The sequence below is a fragment of the Marinobacter mobilis genome (assembly GCF_900106945.1).
Lineage (GTDB): Bacteria > Pseudomonadota > Gammaproteobacteria > Pseudomonadales > Oleiphilaceae > Marinobacter > Marinobacter mobilis.
Genome location: NZ_FNNE01000007.1, coordinates 172,806 through 191,274, shown reverse-complemented (window position 1 = coordinate 191,274; position 18,469 = coordinate 172,806). Strand labels below are relative to the sequence as shown.

The following is an 18,469-nucleotide window of genomic DNA, read 5'->3' as shown; positions in this document are numbered from 1 at the left end:
TTATGAGTATCCATTGTCTGTGACTGATCTTAGCCGAATCCGTAATTTTTCAATCATTGCCCATATCGATCATGGTAAATCCACACTGGCCGACCGCTTTATCCAGACTTGCGGTGGTCTCAGTGACCGGGAAATGGCGGAGCAGGTGCTGGACTCCATGGATCTGGAGCGGGAGCGCGGCATCACCATCAAGGCCCAGAGTGTGACCCTCAACTACACGGCCAAAGATGGGATCGAGTACAAGCTGAACTTTATCGACACTCCGGGCCACGTCGATTTCTCCTACGAGGTGTCCCGTTCTCTCTATGCCTGTGAAGGGGCGCTGCTGGTGGTGGATGCCGGTCAGGGTGTAGAAGCCCAGTCGGTTGCCAACTGTTACACCGCCATTGAGCAGGGGCTGGAAGTGGTCCCGGTGCTCAACAAGATGGATTTGCCTCAGGCCGAGCCTGAGCGTGTCGCCCAGGAAATCGAGGATATTATCGGAATCGAGGCGGCCGACGCTGTCCGCTGCAGTGCCAAGAGCGGGCTTGGTGTTGAGGACGTGCTGGAGGATCTGATCAAGCGAATTCCTCCGCCTTCCGGTGATGTTGATGGCCCCCTGAAAGCATTGATCATCGATTCCTGGTTCGACAACTACCTGGGTGTGGTGTCGCTGGTGCGGGTTACTCAGGGCTCGCTCAAGAAAGGCGACAAGATTGTGATCAAGTCCACCGGGCGTGCCTGGAATGCGGACAGGGTGGGCATTTTTACGCCCAAACTGACCGATACCGGGGTACTGGGTACCGGGGACGTCGGTTTTGTCGTGGCCGGCATCAAGGATATTCACGGGGCACCGGTCGGGGATACCATCGTTCACCAAAAAGGTGCTGAGGAAGCCAAGGCATTGCCGGGTTTCCAGAAGGTCAAGCCGCAGGTCTACGCAGGGCTGTTCCCGATCCGTTCTGACGATTATGACGATTTCCGGGATGCCCTGGAAAAACTCACCCTAAATGACGCTTCCCTGTTCTACGAACCGGAAAACTCCGATGCCCTCGGTTTTGGCTTCCGCTGTGGCTTCCTGGGCATGCTGCACATGGAAATCATCCAGGAACGGCTGGAGCGGGAATATAACCTGGAGCTGATCACGACGGCGCCGACGGTCATCTATGAAGTGCTGACCACTCGGGGTGAGACCGTGTCGGTAGATAACCCGTCACGGTTGCCGGATATTGGTTCCATTGAGGAAATGCGCGAGCCCATCGTTGAGGCGAATATCCTGGTGCCCCAGGAGCATCTGGGTAATGTCATTGCTCTGTGTGAAGATAAGCGTGGCATCCAGAAAAACATGCATTTCCTGTCGACCCAGGTGCAGCTCACCTATGAGCTGCCAATGGCGGAAGTGGTCATGGACTTCTTCGACCGTATCAAGTCCGCGAGCCGGGGTTTCGCATCGCTGGACTATCATTTCGTCCGCTTTCAGCCGGCCAACCTGGTGCGCCTGGATGTGTTGATCAACGGCGAGCGGGTCGATGCTCTGGCGTTGATCCTGCACAAGGATCAGGCCCATTACCGTGGTCGGGCGTTGGTTGAAAAAATGAAAGAACTCATTCCGCGGCAGATGTTCGATATTGCCATCCAGGCCGCGATCGGCAACCAGGTTGTCTCCCGGGTGACGGTCAAGGCGCTGCGTAAGAATGTAACGGCCAAGTGTTACGGTGGCGACGTCAGCCGTAAGAAGAAGCTGCTGCAGAAACAGAAGGAAGGCAAGAAGCGCATGAAGCAGTTGGGTAATGTGGAAGTGCCGCAGGATGCCTTCCTTGCGGTACTGAAAGTGGATAACTAGGACTTTTATGGATATCAATTTCCCGCTGATTCTGGTCGTACTGACCCTGGCGACTGGCCTGATCTGGTTGCTGGACCTGGTGTACCTGAAGCCCCGACGGGTTGCCCGTCTGGCTGCGGAAGGTGGGGTCGCCCAGAGCGGTGGGACGGAAGACGACGAGAAGGAACCGTATCTGGTCGACCTGAGCCGTTCGTTTTTTCCGGTACTGGCGATTGTCCTTGTATTGCGTTCGTTCCTGGTTGAGCCCTTCACCATTCCATCCGGTTCCATGCTGCCCACGCTGGAAGTCGATGACTTCATCCTGGTAAACAAGTTTGCCTACGGATTGCGGTTACCGGTGGTTGGGACCAAGATTGTTGATATTGGCGACCCTCAGCGCGGCGACGTGATGGTGTTCAAGGTCCCTCTGGATGGTAAAACCAACTATATTAAACGGGTGATCGGTTTGCCGGGGGATCACATCCGCTACCGTAACAAGACCCTCTACGTAAACGGTGAGGTCGTGTTGAGCGAGTTTGTCGCCCGCCTGCCGCCGGTTGAACTCCGGCGGGAAACTCTCGGCGATGTGCCGCACGATATCTATCTAACCATGGGGCGCCAGAGCGGGGCCGGTGAGGGCGAGTGGGTTGTGCCTGAGGGGCACTATTTCATGATGGGCGACAACCGCGATAACAGTAATGACAGTCGCTTCTGGGGCACCGTCCCGGACGAATTGGTTGTAGGCAAGGCCTTCGCTATCTGGATGCACTGGAAATCCTTCACCAGCCTTCCGACCTTTGATCGGGTCGGTGGTATTGAATAACCTCCAAAAGAACAAGGCGTACGAGTAATGACAAGAGACGGACTGTCCAGCATCAGAAAACACCGAGGGGCTTCAACCATTACCATGCTGGTGATGGTGCTGTTTTTTGGTGGCCTGCTCACCATGGCCATTAAACTGGGCCCGATTTACCTGGATGACGTCACCATCCAGGAAGCGATTGAAAGCCTTGATGGCTCAGAAGGTTTGTCCGAGATGGGCCCGGCGCGGGTGATGGATCTGATTAACCGTCGGCTCAGCGTAAACAATGTACGAGGGTTCAACCCTCAGAACATTGCCGTCGAAAAGAACGGCGAGTTCGTCATCATCAAGGTTGACTATGAAATCCGTACCGAAATGTTTTACAACGTCGATGCGGTTGTCTACTTCAGCCACGAGTACGAGATGAAGGGCAAGTGAGTTCAAAACCCGACCTCGATCAGCTTCAGCGCCGGATTGGCTATCAGTTCCGTCAACCGGATCACCTGCTGCTGGCGCTGACCCACCGCAGTTTTGGCAACCAGAACAATGAGCGTCTGGAGTTTCTTGGTGACTCCATCGTTAACATGGTCATCGCCGAGCACCTGTATCACCAGTTCGAGAAGGCGCGGGAAGGACAGCTGAGTCGTTTGCGGGCCCGTATGGTCAAGGGCGTGACCCTGGCTGAAATCGGCCGTGAATTCGATCTCGGGCGTTACCTGCGGCTGGGTTCCGGCGAGCTGAAGAGCGGCGGTTACCGCCGTGAGTCGATTCTCGCCGATGCGGTGGAGTCGATCATTGGTGCGATCTACCTCGACAGCGATTTTGAGACCTGTCGCCAGCAGGTTCTGCGCTGGTTTGAGGAGCGGCTGCAGAGCCTCAATCTGCAGGACACCCAAAAGGATCCGAAAACCCGCCTGCAGGAATATCTGCAGTCGCGGCAGTATCCGTTACCCCGATACGATGTTATTTCCGTGGATGGTGAGGCTCACGCCCAGACCTTCCACGTTTCCTGTGTGCTGCCCTCGCTGGATCGCAAGACCTCCGGGGTTGGCAGCAGTCGCCGGATTGCCGAGCAGCAGGCAGCGCGAAGCGCGCTGAAGTCCCTTGGAGTGGAGAACGACTGATGATGGATATTACCCGCCCGGAGGATCCCAACAGTCGTTGTGGCTTCGTGGCCATTGTGGGCCGCCCCAACGTTGGCAAATCAACGCTGCTGAACCACATTCTGGGGCAGAAGCTCAGTATTACCTCCCGCAAGCCCCAGACGACCCGCCACCAGGTGCTGGGGATCAAGACCGACGGGCCGGTTCAGGCGATCTATGTGGATACGCCGGGAATGCACGAAGAGGAGCCCCGAGCCCTCAACAAGTACATGAACAAGGCGGCCACCTCCGCGCTGATTGACGTGGATGTGGTGGTGTTTGTGATCGACATGATGACCTGGACAACCGCAGACGAGATGGTGCTCGAGAAGTTGTCAAAGCTGACCTGTCCGGTGATTCTGGCGGTCAACAAGGTCGACAAGATCGAGAAGCGGGATATGCTGCTGCCGCACCTGGACATGCTGTCGAAGAAGCGGGATTTCGCTGAAATCATCCCGCTGTCGGCGCTGCGGGGAACCAACCTCCAGCCCCTCGAAGAGGCGGTTGGTCGATTCCTGCCGCAGAGCGTGCATTTTTACCCGGACGATCAGATCACCGACCGCAGTGAGCGTTTTCTGGCTTCGGAAATGGTGCGCGAAAAGATCACCCGTCAGCTCGGTGCCGAGTTGCCATACTCCGTCGCTGTTGAGATCGAAGAGTTCAAGCGTCAGGGCAAGACCCTGCACGTATCTGCGCTGATTCTGGTGGAACGTGAAGGCCAGAAAAAAATCGTTATAGGCGATAAGGGCGAGCGTCTGAGGCTGATTGGCCAGGAAGCCCGTCAGGACATGGAGCGACTGTTTGACTGTAAGGTTATGCTCCGGCTTTGGGTCAAGGTAAAACGAGGCTGGGCCGACAGCGACCGGGCGCTCAAGAGCCTGGGCATGAACGACCTCTGAGGCTGTCGTGCCTGGCTCTGTTCAGGGTGAACCCGCCTACGTTTTGCATCGCCGTCCCTACCGGGAGACCAGTCTCCTGGTGGATCTGTTTTCCCTCAACGGCGGTCGTCTGACCGTTGTTGCCAAGGGGGCCAACTCGTCCCGCAGTCCTTTAAAAGCCCAGCTCCAGCCGTTCCAGCCAGTATTGGTCGACTGGCAGGGCCGGTCTGAGCTCAAGACCCTGGTTCAGGTTGAGGTGCGTCAGGCTGATGCCCTGAAGGGAACCGTCAATCTATACAGTGGTCTGTATATCAATGAATTGCTGCAGCGGGTTCTGCCCGCTGGTGACGCCCATCCACACTTGTTTGCCGCCTACATCCACACCCTGGCTGAACTGTCCCTTAGCGTCGACGTGGAGCCGGTATTGCGCCGTTTCGAGGTGGCCTTTGCCGAGGCTCTTGGCTATGGCTTCGATTGGGGAAAGGCGACGGACACCGGCGCGGATGTCGATCCGGCTGGCGTGTACTGTTATGAGCCGGAGCAGGGGATTGTGCTGGCTCCGGCGCCGACGGTCAGACTGCGAGGGTTATCCGGTGCTACCCTGTTGCAGCTGGCCGGTGGCGATTATGAGTCCCCGGATGCCCGCAGAATGGCGAAGCGGGTGATGAGAGTATTGGTTGACTATCTGTTGCAGGGCAAGCCGCTGCACAGCCGGTCCCTGTTCCTGAAAGGCTGAGGAGAGCCCGATGACCCAGAGAGTACTGCTTGGTGTAAATGTTGATCATGTTGCCACCCTTCGGCAGGCCCGTGGCACCCGTTATCCGGACCCGGTGCAGGCTGCCTTGATTGCAGAGGAAGCCGGTGCTGACGGGATTACCATTCACCCCCGGGAAGATCGTCGCCATATTCAGGACCGGGATGTGCTACTGCTGCGGCAGATGCTCAATACCAAAATGAATCTGGAAATGGCCGTCACTGACGCCATGCTGGAGTTTGCCGAACAGGTTCGGCCGCACTGTGTCTGTCTGGTGCCGGAGAAGCGAGAGGAGCTGACGACGGAGGGCGGGCTGGATGTTGTCGGTCAGGAAGCCCGGGTTGCCAGCGCCTGTGAACGGCTGGCGGCCATTGGTGCGGAGGTATCGCTGTTTATCGACCCGGATGAGTCCCAGATAGACGCTGCGGTGCGCTGTGGGGCGCCGGTGATCGAGTTGCATACCGGGGATTACGCGGAGGCCGAAGGTGCAGAGGCAACCGACGCAGCCTTTGGCAAGCTTGAGCGGGCGGTGGCCTATGCTCGCAAGAAAGGACTCGTGGTCAATGCCGGCCATGGCCTGCATTACCACAATACCGAGCGGGTGGCGGCGATTCCTGGCATCAACGAGCTGAACATCGGCCACAGCATCATCGCCCGTGCATTGTTCACCGGGCTCAAGGACGCGGTACGCGATATGCGTGCAATTCTGGAAAGGGCCCGCCGTTGAGGGGAGGCTACCCCGGCCTTGGTCAGTCGACAAAGGCCTGGGGCTGGTGGGACCGGAACATGGCTTGCCAGTCGGTCTGTTCCCCCCAGTTGTCCAGCCGCTCCATAGCGGCCAGCATCTGCTCCTTGAGGGTTTCACGGTCCGCGGATTCCTGCTTGAGCGCAGTTTCAAACAGGTTCGCCATTTCCCGCAGTTCCGGTACTCCGCAGTAGCGTGCGGCTCCGTGGAGCTTGTGCACACACTCCAGTAAGCCGTCCATGTCGCCGTTGTCCCAATAGTCCCTGATCCGGGTGAGGTCGCCATGGAGCTGTTCCAGCAGCATGCTGAACAGCTCCTCGGCAAGGTCGGCCTTGCCGGCGGCCAGGTGGATGCTCTCTTCAATACTGACGCAATCCCGCTGTTTCTGGCGGGTCGATGGACGAATGCCGCGCCGGGTATCGCGGACGGCGGTCACCGGGTGCGGGCCGCTACGGGCTGAGAACTGTTCGCCATAGCCGGTGTACTCGTGAATGATTCCCATCAGTTGCTGGCTGCTGATGGGCTTGGCCATGTAGCCATCGAACCCCTGCTGTACCAGCCGGTCTTGTTCATCCGCCAGGGCGTGGGCGGTCAGGGCAATGATGGGGAGTCGCTCGGAGTAACCATCCAGGGTGCGCAGCCGTTCAGTGGTTTCAACACCATCCATACCCGGCATTTGCAGGTCCATGAACACCAGGTCGAAATGCTGTTGGCGGGCTTTGCTCAGCGCTTCGAATCCGCTGGCTGCACCTTCGGCCTGAATCTGGTTATCACGTAGCAGGGTCAGTACCAGTTTCAGGTTCGCTTCATTGTCGTCTACGGCCAGTACCCGCGGCACGCCGCTGTTGACCGGTGGCCGGGCTGCTTCCGCGCTGGGACTGTTGGCCAGCCCCTTGTTGATGCCGTGGATCAGGTACAGCAGTTCCTCATACAGGGCATCTCGGCACACCGGCTTGCTGATATGACCGCTGGCCAGCCCGGACAGCGGATCGTCGTGGGACTCCAGGGTCGGCGTCAGCAGCAGGGTGCGGCAGTCCCGTTCTACTTCGAGGTCCCGCAGCAGGCTGCAGTATTGGCTGGAGTGCAACAGGTGCCGGTTGATGCCAACGATCGCCAGGGCGTATCCGGATTGGCTTTTCTGGGCTTCTTCAACCCGTTCCCGCAGTTCCGCCGGTGAGTTGGCCCGGTCTACGTCCAGTCCCCAGTCGCGCATCAGGTGTTCGACGGCCAGCCCGGAGGTTTTCTGGTGTTCGAGATAGATCACCTTCTCACCGGCGAGGGCATCCCGTGGCGGCGCGGCTTCCTTGCTGGCAGAAAGGTCACTGGTCAGCGTGAACCAGAATGTTGAGCCTTTTCCGAGTTCGCTTTCCAGGCCAATGGTGCCCCCCATTTCTTCCACCAGCCGTTTTGAAATGGCAAGCCCAAGCCCTGTGCCTCCGTATTGCCGTGCAGTGGAGGCATCGGCCTGGCTAAAGGCGTTAAACAGTGACTGCTGCTGGGCCCTTGACAGGCCTACGCCGGAATCGGAAATGCTCAGCCGCAGGGTAACCCGGTGATTCTCAGTGTCTTCATCGTCCAGGCTGGCACGCAGCACCACCTCGCCGGTCTGGGTGAACTTGATGGCGTTGTTGACCAGGTTGGTAATGACCTGTTTGACCCGCAACGGGTCGCCCATGACATTGTCCGGAACATCGTTGTAGACCAAAGGAACCAGGTCCAGGTTCTTGCTGTGGGCCGCCGGTGCCAGCATGACCATGACTTCTTCGATGATGTCGCGCAGCTTGAATGGCACCCGGTCCAGCATCAGCTTGCCCGCTTCGATCTTGGAGAAATCGAGAATGTCGTTGATGATGGTGAGCAGGATCTCGGACGACTTGCGGATGGTGCTGAGGTGGTCCTTCTGCGGCCTTGGCATCGGGGTTTTCAGCAGCAGTTCGGTAAAGCCGATGATGCCGTTGAGCGGGGTGCGGATTTCATGGGACATATTGGCCAGGAATTCCGACTTGATGCGGCTGGCCTCAAGCGCTTCCTTGCGGGCAAAATCCAGCTCAATGTTCTGGATCTCGATGGTCTCCAGGGTCTCCCGCAGGTCTTCGGTGGCCTGGTCGATATTCTGTTGCATCTCGGCCTGGGCCTTACTGAGTTCTTCAGCCATGGCATTGAGACCGGATTCCAGTTGCTCGAACTCGGGCCCCGCTTCCGTATACACGCGGGTCTCGAGTTTGCCTTCCTTAAGCCGGGCAACCGCTTCATTCAACTGGAAGACCGGATGGGTAAAGGCCCGGGACAGCCGGACGGCAATCAGTAAACTGAAGATGACCCCGGCCAGCACCAGCAGCAGGGAGATCAGCAGCGCCTTATAGGTCTCTTTTTCGGTGCGGATGTGGGACATCTCAACGGCCACCCAGCCGATGGGGGCGGTCTGGCCATTAGGGCGGATGTCGAACTCCAGCAGGGTGTCGATCATCAGGTCCTGCAGGTAAACCGGGGTCACAAAGACGGTGCTGTCGGTGTTGGTCAGGCGACTTGCACGGGTATGGTTGAGGGCGTCCTTGTTGAGGGGCTGGCGGTGCCCCGGGCCGGTATGCAGGACTCTGGTCTGGGTGGCATCATAAAAGGTGATCGAGCGGACATCCTGTTCTTCCAGCAGCGCATTGGACAGGCTGTTCAGCAGGCTGCGGTTGGCCGTGAACAGACCATATTCGGCGCCAGCGCCCAGTTGTCTGGACAGCGAGTCGCCCCGGTCCTGCAGCAGTTGCTCAATGTTCTTCACCCAGCTCAGTGAGAAAAACAGTCCCAGCATGAGGGTTGTGAGCAGGGTGGGAACGAGCGTCACCACCAGAACTTTTTTACGGATTCCCCACCGACGCATGATCCCGTCCTGAATTCCCTGCCTTATCGGCCCTTTGTGGATAGCCGCTTTCCCGCAGCCTTTACAGTCAGAATAATAGATGAATCCAGCGGCAGAGACTGTGAATAGCCACCGGTTATATAGCCGACAGTCATGGTTATAGCGAGAAGCTGTATTGGGCGACTGTGGCATGAGCGCGTATGATGCGAGCCTGAGTGTACCACAGGCCGGTCTCTGGATTCCGGTCTTGGGTCGGTACGGCTAGACAGGAGCCAATTCCAAGATGCATTTCCCAACCATTGAAGATTACGTCGGGCATACACCGCTGGTTCGCTTGCAGCGTCTGCCAGGCGATACCAGTAACGTCATTCTCGCCAAGCTCGAAGGTAATAATCCGGCGGGCTCGGTCAAGGACCGGCCAGCCCTGAGTATGATTCAGGAGGCTGAGCGCCGGGGTGATATCCGGCCCGGTGATACCCTGATCGAGGCCACCAGTGGTAATACCGGTATTGCCCTTGCGATGGCGGCGGCCATCAAGGGGTACCGGATGGTGCTGATCATGCCGGGAAACATGAGCGAGGAGCGGCGGGCCTCCATGCGTGCCTACGGCGCCGAAATTATCACGGTGAGCAAGGACGAGGGTATGGAAGGCGCTCGTGACCTGGCTCAGGCCATGCAGGCGAAAGGGCAGGGCCGGGTTCTGGACCAGTTTGCGAATCTCGACAACCCGCTGGCCCACTATCGTTCTACCGGGCCGGAAATCTGGGAGCAGACCCAGGGCCGGGTCAGCCATTTTGTCAGCTCCATGGGCACGACAGGTACCATCATGGGGGTTTCTCAGTACCTCAAAGAGCGTAATCCTGATATTCAAATTGTCGGTCTGCAACCGCAGGAGGGGGCTTCCATCCCGGGAATCCGTCGCTGGCCGGAAGCCTATCTGCCCAGTATTTTTGACGCCTCACGGGTCGATCAGGTCATGGATATTGGCCAACAGGACGCAGAAGACACCATGCGTGCCCTTGCCCGTGAAGAAGGCATTTTCTGTGGCGTGTCCTCCGGGGGAGCCATTGCCGGTGCCCTGAAACTGTCAACGCAGGTTGAAAACGCGGTAATCGTGGCCATTATCTGTGACCGGGGCGACCGTTACCTGTCTACCGGTGTCTTTCCCGGCGCCTGATTATCGGTTCGTCCGCCCAAATGGGGCCGCCCATCCTGGCCCCTAGCAACGTTAGAGAAAAACAGTATGAGCAGAAGACGCAGGAAGGCCCTGCCGACCGAGCCGGTTCGGTGTGACATTGAAAAGCTGAGCCATGATGGTCGGGGCATTGCGCATCAGGACGGCAAGATCCAGTTCGTGGACGGAGCCCTGCCCGGGGAAACGGTCATGGCAAAGGTGGTCAGTACCCGCAGCAAGTTCGATGAGCTGAGAACCGTCGAGGTTTTGCAGTCGGTGCCTGAGCGTGGGGTGTCGCCCTGTGACTACGCTGACTTGTGTGGGGGATGCAGCCTCCAGCACATGGATGCCGAAGCGCAAATCGACTTCAAGGAAAATACCCTGCGGGAGCACTTCGCCCATTTTGGCGGTATCGAGCCGGAAGAGTGGGTGGCCCCCATGCGTGCGGATACCCTGGCGTACCGTCGCAAGGCGCGCCTCGGGGTGCGTTTTGTGCAGAAGCGGGAGTCAGTGCTGGTGGGCTTCCGCGAAAAACGCAGTGGCTTTCTGGCGGACATTGATCGCTGTGTGGTGATGGATGCCCGTATCGGCGAGCGGATCACCGCCCTGCGTGAAATTATTCATGAGCTGGATGCCTATCAGCGCATTGCTCAGGTGGAGGTTGCCTGTGGCGACGACGTCGCTGCGATGGTGTTCCGTAACCTTGATGCGCTCAGCGAAGGCGATCAGGAAAAACTGATCGGCTTCGGACAGGCCCACGATTTGCATATTTATCTGCAGCCGAAGGGCCCGGATACCGTGCACCGGATCTGGCCGTCCGAGGGTGAGGAGCGGTTGTCATACCGTCTTGAAGAATTCGATCTGACCATGAAATTCCATCCGATGGATTTCACGCAGGTCAACGCCGGAATCAATCGCCAGATGGTGCATCGAGCGGTGGAATGGCTGGATATCCAGCCCGGCGAGCGGGTGCTGGACCTGTTTTGTGGTCTGGGCAACTTCACCTTGCCGCTGGCCCGCAAGGCCGGTCAGGTTGTCGGTGTTGAAGGGGATGACGCCATGGTGGTTCGCGGGCGGGAGAACGCGGAACTCAATGGCCTCGACAATGTCACCTTCCACGGTGCCAACCTGCAGGGTGATTTTACCTCTGAGCCCTGGGCGGCCGAAGGCTTTGACAAGATTCTCATTGATCCGCCCCGTTCTGGTGCAGAAGAGGTCTGTGAGTATCTGACCGCCTTTGGCGCCAACCGCATTGTCTATGTCTCCTGTAATCCTGCCACCCTGGCGCGGGATGCCGGAGTGATGGTCAGCAAGGGCTACCGTCTGGTCCGTGCCGGTGTGATGGACATGTTCCCCCATACCACCCATGTGGAATCCATCGCGCTGTTTGAGCGCGACGTAAAGTAGAACTCCGTCATCTGCTGGTCAGGGATGACCGGATAAAGCAAAGAGCTGATTGCCGCCGAGTCTCTTGCGGGATGGCGCGGGCGGGGGTCAGGCTCTCCGAACAGGTACAACAAGAACGGCATGGTAAAAGTTCGCGAAGATTACGTAGTTAACCAGGATGGTGAACTCGACATTGAGCGCTGGGTTCACCAGATTGCCTCTCAGACTCACCTTGAGGATGTTGTGCAGCTTCGTCGTGCCTGCGAAAAGGCTGCCGAGATTGATCTCAAGGCGGTGCAGGACGACCGGGTGTGGGCGCCGGGAGCCAGCAGCTTCCGCACCGGCATCGATATGGCCCAGGTACTGGTCGAACTTCACCTTGATCAGGCAAGCCTGGTTGCGGCCATCCTCTACCGGGCGGTACGGGAAGAACGGGTAGCGCTCAAGGAAATCCGTGATGAGTTTGGTGACGAGGTTGCCAACCTGATTGATGGTGTCCAGCAGATGGCTGCCATCTCATCCATACATCACCCGTTAAAGGGCAATGTGCTGGGTCAGAGCGAGGGGCAACTCGACAACGTCCGCAAGATGCTGGTCACCATGATTGACGACGTCCGGGTGGCGCTGATCAAGCTGGCAGAACGCACCTGTGCCATTCGCGCGGTGAAGGATGTGTCGCCGGAAAAACGGATGCGTGTGGCGAGGGAAGTGTTCGACATCTACGCACCGCTGGCACACCGTCTGGGCATCGGTCACATCAAGTGGGAGCTGGAAGATCTGTCGTTCCGTTACCTGCATGAATCCGCCTACAAGAAAATCGCCAAGCTGCTGGATGAAAAGCGGCTGGCCCGGGACAGTTTCATCGACCGGGTGCTGGACAGTCTGCAGAGCGAGCTGAAGACGTGCGGCATTGAGGGTGAACTCTCTGGTCGGGCCAAGCATATCTACAGTATCTGGCGGAAGATGCGCCGGAAGGGCATCGATTTCTCCCAGGTTTATGATGTACGTGCGGTTCGCATTCTCGTGCCCGAGGTCAGGGACTGTTACGCCGCTCTGGGGATTGTGCACAGCCTGTGGCGGCACATTCCCAACGAATTCGACGACTACATCGCCAACCCCAAGGAAAACGGGTATCAGTCCTTGCACACGGCGGTCGTGGGGCCGGAAGGCAAGGTCATGGAGGTCCAGATCCGGACTCATCAGATGCATGAGGAAGCGGAACTGGGGGTTTGTGCCCACTGGTTGTACAAGGGCACGGATAACAGCAACAAGTCTTCCGGTTATGAAGCCAAAATCAACTGGCTGCGCCAGGTACTTGACTGGCAGGAAGACCTGGGGGATCTGTCTGGTCTGGCTGACCACCTGAAAACCGATGTCGCCTCGGATCGGGTGTATGTTTTTACCCCGGAAGGGCATGTGGTCGATCTGCCTCAGGGCGCCACCCCGGTGGACTTTGCTTACCGGGTTCATACCGAAGTCGGCCACGCCTGTCGCGGTGCGCGGGTTAACGGGCGCATTGTTCCGCTGACATACCCGCTCAAGACCGGGGAGCAGGTCTTTATCCTCACGTCCAATAATCCGGCACCGAGCCGCGACTGGCTGAACCCCAGTCTGGGTTATATCCAGACCTCACGGGCGCGGGCCAAGGTGGGGCACTGGTTCAAACTGCAGGACCATGACCGCAATGTGATTGACGGTCGCGCCATCCTGGAAGACGAATTCCGCCGCCTGTCGATTCACGATGTTGAGCTCAATGAGCTCGCGCGCAAGGTGAATTACCACTCGGCCGAGGACATGTTTGCGGCGGTCGGTGCCGGCGATCTGCGACCGACCCACGTGGCGAATGTTGCTCAGCAGATGATTGAGCCCCGTAACCAGCAGCTCAATCTGAAACTGGTTCGTAACCGCAAAAAGACTTACGACACCGATTCTGACATCCAGATTCAGGGCGTTGGCAAGCTCAAGACCCAGGTGGCCAAGTGTTGCAAGCCGCTGCCGGGGGACCCGATTGGTGGCTACATTACGGTCGGACGTGGCGTAACGGTGCACCGGCAGGATTGCCTGACCTTTCTCAACCTGAGGGAGTACGAGCCCAACCGGATCATTGAGGTGAGCTGGGGCGCAAGTCCGGAGGCGGTCTACCCGGTTGAAATCGAGATCGATGCCTATGACCGGACCGGACTGCTGCGGGACATTACCCTGGTGCTGAGCTCCTCGAAGACCAACGTGCTGGCGCTTCACACGGCATCCAACACGGATGACAATACCGCCACCATGTCGGTGACCGTTGAAATCAGCAGTCTGGAGCAGTTGGCCCGGTTGCTGGCCCAGATTCGTAACCTGCCCAACATAGCGGACGTCAGACGGAAACGCGGATGAGCTACAGCCTTGAAGACCTGAAATTCCTGATGGCCCGGCTGCGCAAGCCGGACACCGGCTGCCCCTGGGACCTGAAACAGACCTTCGACAGCATCGTGCCCCACACGCTTGAAGAAGCCTATGAGGTGGCCGATGCCATCGAACGGAAAGACTATGGCGATATCAGGGATGAACTGGGCGACCTGCTGTTCCAGGTCATTTTTTACAGTCAGCTGGGGGCGGAAGAGGGGCGTTTTGAGTTTGCGGATGTGGTGGATGGCATTGTTCGAAAACTGTTGCGCAGGCATCCCCATGTGTTTCCCGATGGAACGCTCGAAAGCGAAGTCGATCCGGACAACCGGCCCGGCGATGATGAAATCCGTGCCAGCTGGGAAAGGATCAAGGCGGAAGAGCGGGCGCTTGCTCCAAAACAGAGCAGCGCTGCACTGTCAGCAAGCCGTCTGGACGGTATTGCCCGTACGCTTCCGGCCATGGCGCGGGCCGAAAAACTCCAGCGTCGCGCGGCGAATCACGGCTTTGACTGGCCGGATATCGGGCCCGTGTTCGACAAGCTCCACGAGGAAATTGACGAGCTGAAAGAGGCCTGGAGCAACAGTCTGTCGGGAGCGGGCCCGGAGGATGCTGTTGAGGATGAGCTGGGGGATCTGCTGTTCGTGTGTGTCAACCTGGCACGTTTCATGAAAGTTGTCCCCGAGAAAGCTCTTCACCGAACCAACCACAAGTTCGAGGCCCGTTTCCGTGCCATCGAGTCGCACCTGGAACAGCAGGGCCGCGATATGGATTCGGAATCTCTCGAAGCCCTTGATCAGATTTGGCAGGCGGTGAAGGGGGTTGAAAAACGCCGCTAGTCCGTCTGTGGGTAGGAGCGATCCGTCGGCTTTGGCAACACGTTGAAACACAACGTGTGCCGATAGGTACAATCCGTAGTCAATTACCCGCGCTGTAAGTAACGGCTTCGTCTACACTTTGGATATCGGGTGCACCGTTCAGGTGCGGCGTATCCGGGCCAAGAGGATGCAGGAGTTACGGCACTATGAAGATAAAAGATCTGGTCAATTATTGGGACAAGCATGCTCGGGGACGACTGACCCGGGATGCCTATTTCCTGGCGCTTTCGGATCAACACCACAAACAACTGGAAAAACTCTCTGCGCTTTATCCGATGAAATCCCCCCAGGACCTGCTACGGGACCTGATATCGGCTGCGCTGGATGAGATGGAAACCAGTTTCCCGTATGTGCAGGGAACAAAAGTGGTGGCATTCGATGAAGATGGCTTCGAGATCTACGAAGATCAGGGACTGACGCCAAAATTTGTCAGCCTTAGCCAGAAGCACATCCAGCGCCTGAAAGCCCGGCAACTGGAATCAGTCGCCTGAACGGATAACGGCATATCAAGCCAGACTCGCTGGCCGGACAGGACTCAGAGCCTGCCGGTTGGCGTCATTCGTTGGCGCGTCTTCCCGCGCTCGCTTGATTTTCTTTCTCTTCCGCGCTTCGCCCGACGGCGACCGGCTGTCCCGGCACCGCCAGATCCGTTACGCCTTGATCACTTATCCCTGTTGGCCAGCTTGTCTCTGAGCGGCGTCTGTCGCACCAGGTCATCGAGCGCTGCGGAAATCATGTCGTTGAGAATGTCCGATTCACTACGATTCGGGTAGAGCTCCGCCAAAGCGGCGATTCGTGCGGCATCTTCCAGAGGCAGACGCAGATTGTAATCGTGGCTCCGCTCGACCGCTTCCGGCTTGGATTCCCAGTGCTTGGGCAGTTCGGTTACTTTCATGAATACTCCTTGCGACCACTGTCGTTAACCGTTATTAGTATCGGTATAACCTTGAGGCCACGTCAATTTTAAAAGGATGTCGCTGTGACTGAGCTGCACCCAGATCTGAGAGAAAATGTCCGTCTGCTGGGAGAGTTGCTGGGAGAGAGTATACGCCAGTATCCCGGTCAGGAAGTCTACGAACTGATTGAATCCATCCGTGCCGCCGCCAAGGCGGATCGACGCCAGGAGAGTGGTTCGGATCAGCGGCTGATTCGCCTGCTCAGTGAGCTTGGCGACCACCAGTTGCTACCGGTGACCAGGGCGTTCAACCAGTTTCTCAACCTCGCCAATCTGGCCGAGCAGTACCACGGTATCCGGCGCAATCGTGGACATTACTCGGATCTTGCCGTGGAATCGCTGGGGGAGGTGTTCGAGCGTCTGAAACATCAGGGCGTTGATCCGGCGGAGTTGCACCAGAGGGTCTCTGACCTGCGCATCGAGTTCGTCCTGACGGCTCACCCGACCGAAGTGGCGCGCCGTACGCTGATCATGAAATACGATGAAATCTCTGCCTGTCTGGGCGCACTGGACCACAGCGACCTGTTGCCCAGTGAACGGGATGACATCATTGAGCGATTGCGCCAGCTGGTGGCTGAAGCCTGGAACACAGACGAAATCCGCCACCATCGCCCGACCGCAGTGGATGAGGCGAAGTGGGGGTTTGCGGTGATCGAAAACAGCCTTTGGGAAGCCCTGCCAAAATTCTTGCGCAGTCTGGACCGTTCGCTGTTGTCCGCGACCGGGCAGGGGCTGCCACTGGACGCCAGCCCGATCCGGATTGCCTCGTGGATGGGAGGGGATCGGGACGGTAACCCGAACGTCACCCACAAAGTCAGCGAGCAGGTGTTTCTGCTGGGGCGGTGGATGGCGGCGGACCTCTATCTTCGGGACATCAAGGCGTTGCGGGCAGAGCTTTCCATGGGCGACGCCAGCGAAGAGCTTCGTGCCGTTGCCGGTGACAGCCGTGAACCCTACCGGCAGGTGCTGGCGGAATTACGCGATCGCCTGAAAAAAACCCGTGACTGGGCCGAAGCCCGCATCAACGGTCAGCCTGTTGATGCCGAAGGCATCCTGTTTCAGAACCATGACCTGACCGCGCCGCTGGAGCTCTGTTATCGCTCCCTGCTGTCCTGTGGTCTGGATACCATCGCCAACGGCCCGTTGCTGGACACCATTCGCCGGGCCCATACCCTGGGCTTGCCACTGGTTCGGCTCGATATTCGCCAGGAAGCCAGTCGCCATGCTGAGGCGGTGGCCGAAATGGTGGACTACCTCGGCCTCGGGGACTATCTGTCCTGGAGTGAGGACGAACGTCAGGCCTTTCTGCTGCGTGAACTCCAGAGCCGACGGCCGTTGGTGCCGCGGCATTGGCAGCCCTCGGAGGCGGTTCGGGAGGTGCTGGATACCTGCGAAGTGGTGGCGCAGCAGACCCCGGAAGCGCTCGGCTCCTATGTCATTTCCATGGCCAGCACGCCCTCGGATGTGCTGAACGTCATCCTGCTGTTGCGTGAGGCCGGTATGACCGACCCCATGCGGGTCGTGCCTCTGTTCGAGACACTGGATGACCTCAGTGGTGCGCCGGACAGTATGTCCGCGCTGTTTGCCATCGACTGGTACCGCAATTACTGCCAGGACCGCCAGGAAGTGATGATCGGTTACTCCGATTCCGCCAAGGATGCGGGTCAGATGATGGCCGCCTGGGCACAGTACCAGGCTCAGGAACGGTTGACCGAGGTCGCCGGGCAGTTTGGTGTTCATCTGACCCTGTTCCATGGCCGTGGTGGTACCGTTGGTCGGGGCGGTGGGCCGGCCAACCGGGCAATTTTGTCCCAGCCCCCCGGTTCGGTGAATGGCAGTTTCCGTATCACCGAACAGGGGGAAATGATCCGTTTCAAATTCGGGTTGCCGCGATTGGCGGAGCAAAGCTTGACGCTCTACACCACGGCCGTCGTCGAGGCGACTCTGGCGCCACCGCCTGCGGCGCAACCGGAGTGGCGGGAGGCAATGGACTGGCTGACCTGTCGCTCGCTGAAAGCTTACCGTGATGTGGTGAGGGAAAATCCTGATTTTGTGCCCTATTTTCGCCAGGCCACTCCCGAGCAGGCGCTGGGTAAGCTTGCCCTCGGCAGCCGTCCGGCGCGGCGTAAGGCCACGGGCGGAGTGGAAAGCCTGAGGGCGATTCCCTGGATATTTGCCTGGACTCAGATGCGGTTGATGCTGCCGAGCTGGCTGGGCAGTGATGTGGCGCTGGAAGACGCGGCCGAGTCCGGCCTTTTGCCAAGGCTTCGGGAAATGATGGTGCAGTGGCCATTTTTCAAGACCTACATCGATATGCTTGAAATGGTGCTGGCGAAGGCCGATCTGCGCATTGCCGAGTATTACGAACAGACCCTGGTGGAAGAGCCGCTGCGGGTGCTGGGGGCGGATCTGCGCGAGCGTCTGGCCGTCTGTATCCGTCAGGTGAAGGCGCTCAAGCAGGAAGACGAACTGTTGGCCGGTGCCCCGGTCTTCGCGCAGTCCATGAAGGTCCGCAACCCTTACACGGATCCGCTGCATTATCTGCAGGCCGAGTTCCTGCGCCGCGATCGCGAGAGCGAGGCTCGGGGCGAACAGGTATCGGAAACCGTTGAGCAGGCTCTGAAGGTTACGATGGCGGGGATTGCCGCCGGAATGAGAAACACCGGCTAGACAGGGAGGTTGTCACTGGTACTATCCGAGGCAACCCAGCCAATC

General features: G+C 58.5%; 15 protein-coding genes. 13 read left to right on the top strand and 2 right to left on the bottom strand.

What is annotated here, in order from left to right; genetic code table 11:
- Positions 1-19 precede the first annotated feature (19 nt).
- The 7 genes from lepA to pdxJ are packed head-to-tail and all read left to right on the top strand — an operon-like array spanning position 20 to position 6,104.
- Positions 20-1,822: a translation elongation factor 4 gene (gene lepA / locus BLV11_RS12410; RefSeq protein ID WP_091814891.1), complete on the top strand. Its 1,803-nt coding sequence runs from the start codon at positions 20-22 to the stop codon at positions 1,820-1,822.
- 7 nt (positions 1,823-1,829) lie between these two features.
- The gene (gene lepB, locus BLV11_RS12405; RefSeq protein WP_091814603.1) at positions 1,830-2,624 is read left to right on the top strand and encodes a signal peptidase I; all 795 of its coding nucleotides are present in this window, start codon (positions 1,830-1,832) and stop codon (positions 2,622-2,624) included.
- Positions 2,625-2,651: 27 nt separating this feature from the next.
- Positions 2,652-3,041, top strand: coding sequence for a DUF4845 domain-containing protein (locus tag BLV11_RS12400; RefSeq protein ID WP_091814600.1), 390 nt, complete (start codon positions 2,652-2,654; stop codon positions 3,039-3,041).
- Complete coding sequence (gene rnc / locus BLV11_RS12395; RefSeq protein ID WP_091814597.1) at positions 3,038-3,727, top strand: ribonuclease III; 690 nt, start codon at positions 3,038-3,040, stop codon at positions 3,725-3,727. Before BLV11_RS12400 ends, rnc begins: the two co-directional genes overlap by 4 nt.
- Positions 3,727-4,644, top strand: coding sequence for a GTPase Era (gene era / locus BLV11_RS12390; protein WP_091814593.1), 918 nt, complete (start codon positions 3,727-3,729; stop codon positions 4,642-4,644). The genes rnc and era overlap by 1 nt, the downstream gene beginning before the upstream one ends.
- Positions 4,645-4,651: 7 nt before the next feature.
- Complete coding sequence (gene recO / locus BLV11_RS12385) at positions 4,652-5,359, top strand: DNA repair protein RecO (RefSeq protein WP_091814590.1); 708 nt, start codon at positions 4,652-4,654, stop codon at positions 5,357-5,359.
- A gap of 10 nt (positions 5,360-5,369) precedes the next feature.
- Complete coding sequence (pdxJ, locus tag BLV11_RS12380) at positions 5,370-6,104, top strand: pyridoxine 5'-phosphate synthase (protein ID WP_091814587.1); 735 nt, start codon at positions 5,370-5,372, stop codon at positions 6,102-6,104.
- A gap of 22 nt (positions 6,105-6,126) precedes the next feature.
- Here the strand turns inward: pdxJ and BLV11_RS12375 are convergent, their stop codons facing one another.
- The gene (locus BLV11_RS12375; protein ID WP_091814583.1) at positions 6,127-8,994 is read right to left on the bottom strand and encodes an ATP-binding protein; all 2,868 of its coding nucleotides are present in this window, start codon (positions 8,992-8,994) and stop codon (positions 6,127-6,129) included.
- Positions 8,995-9,256: 262 nt separating this feature from the next.
- On the opposite strand from BLV11_RS12375, the gene cysM reads away from it, so the two are divergent.
- The 5 genes from cysM to BLV11_RS12350 all read left to right on the top strand — a co-directional run bounded on the left by cysM (position 9,257) and on the right by BLV11_RS12350 (position 15,290).
- Entirely contained in the window at positions 9,257-10,150 is an 894-nt protein-coding gene (gene cysM / locus BLV11_RS12370; protein ID WP_091814581.1) for a cysteine synthase CysM, read from the top strand.
- Between the two features lie 66 nt (positions 10,151-10,216).
- Complete coding sequence (gene rlmD, locus BLV11_RS12365; RefSeq protein ID WP_091814577.1) at positions 10,217-11,554, top strand: 23S rRNA (uracil(1939)-C(5))-methyltransferase RlmD; 1,338 nt, start codon at positions 10,217-10,219, stop codon at positions 11,552-11,554.
- A gap of 120 nt (positions 11,555-11,674) precedes the next feature.
- The gene (gene relA, locus BLV11_RS12360) at positions 11,675-13,912 is read left to right on the top strand and encodes a GTP diphosphokinase (protein ID WP_091814574.1); all 2,238 of its coding nucleotides are present in this window, start codon (positions 11,675-11,677) and stop codon (positions 13,910-13,912) included.
- On the top strand, positions 13,909-14,760 hold the full coding sequence (gene mazG, locus BLV11_RS12355; protein WP_091814571.1) for a nucleoside triphosphate pyrophosphohydrolase: 852 nt from the start codon (positions 13,909-13,911) through the stop codon (positions 14,758-14,760). The genes relA and mazG overlap by 4 nt, the downstream gene beginning before the upstream one ends.
- A gap of 185 nt (positions 14,761-14,945) precedes the next feature.
- Entirely contained in the window at positions 14,946-15,290 is a 345-nt protein-coding gene (locus BLV11_RS12350) for a pilin assembly protein (protein WP_091814569.1), read from the top strand.
- A 170-nt stretch (positions 15,291-15,460) separates the two neighbouring features.
- On the opposite strand, the gene BLV11_RS12345 is transcribed toward BLV11_RS12350, so the two are convergent.
- Positions 15,461-15,694: a hypothetical protein gene (locus BLV11_RS12345; RefSeq protein WP_091814566.1), complete on the bottom strand. Its 234-nt coding sequence runs from the start codon at positions 15,692-15,694 to the stop codon at positions 15,461-15,463.
- An 84-nt stretch (positions 15,695-15,778) separates the two neighbouring features.
- Here BLV11_RS12345 and ppc point away from each other — a divergent pair, with 84 nt between their 5' ends.
- Positions 15,779-18,424 (top strand): phosphoenolpyruvate carboxylase, encoded by a 2,646-nt coding sequence (gene ppc / locus BLV11_RS12340; RefSeq protein WP_091814563.1) that lies wholly within the window; start codon positions 15,779-15,781, stop codon positions 18,422-18,424.
- Positions 18,425-18,469: the final 45 nt, after the last annotated feature.

Coding starts and splice junctions, on each gene's coding strand:
- cysM (WP_091814581.1), top strand. CDS start 9,257: ATGCATTTCCCAACCATTGAAGATTACGTCGGGCATACACCGCTGGTT.
- pdxJ (WP_091814587.1), top strand. CDS start 5,370: ATGACCCAGAGAGTACTGCTTGGTGTAAATGTTGATCATGTTGCCACC.
- BLV11_RS12400 (WP_091814600.1), top strand. CDS start 2,652: ATGACAAGAGACGGACTGTCCAGCATCAGAAAACACCGAGGGGCTTCA.
- rlmD (WP_091814577.1), top strand. CDS start 10,217: ATGAGCAGAAGACGCAGGAAGGCCCTGCCGACCGAGCCGGTTCGGTGT.
- lepB (WP_091814603.1), top strand. CDS start 1,830: ATGGATATCAATTTCCCGCTGATTCTGGTCGTACTGACCCTGGCGACT.
- BLV11_RS12375 (WP_091814583.1), bottom strand. CDS start 8,994: ATGCGTCGGTGGGGAATCCGTAAAAAAGTTCTGGTGGTGACGCTCGTT.
- mazG (WP_091814571.1), top strand. CDS start 13,909: ATGAGCTACAGCCTTGAAGACCTGAAATTCCTGATGGCCCGGCTGCGC.
- BLV11_RS12350 (WP_091814569.1), top strand. CDS start 14,946: ATGAAGATAAAAGATCTGGTCAATTATTGGGACAAGCATGCTCGGGGA.
- era (WP_091814593.1), top strand. CDS start 3,727: ATGATGGATATTACCCGCCCGGAGGATCCCAACAGTCGTTGTGGCTTC.
- BLV11_RS12345 (WP_091814566.1), bottom strand. CDS start 15,694: ATGAAAGTAACCGAACTGCCCAAGCACTGGGAATCCAAGCCGGAAGCG.
- relA (WP_091814574.1), top strand. CDS start 11,675: ATGGTAAAAGTTCGCGAAGATTACGTAGTTAACCAGGATGGTGAACTC.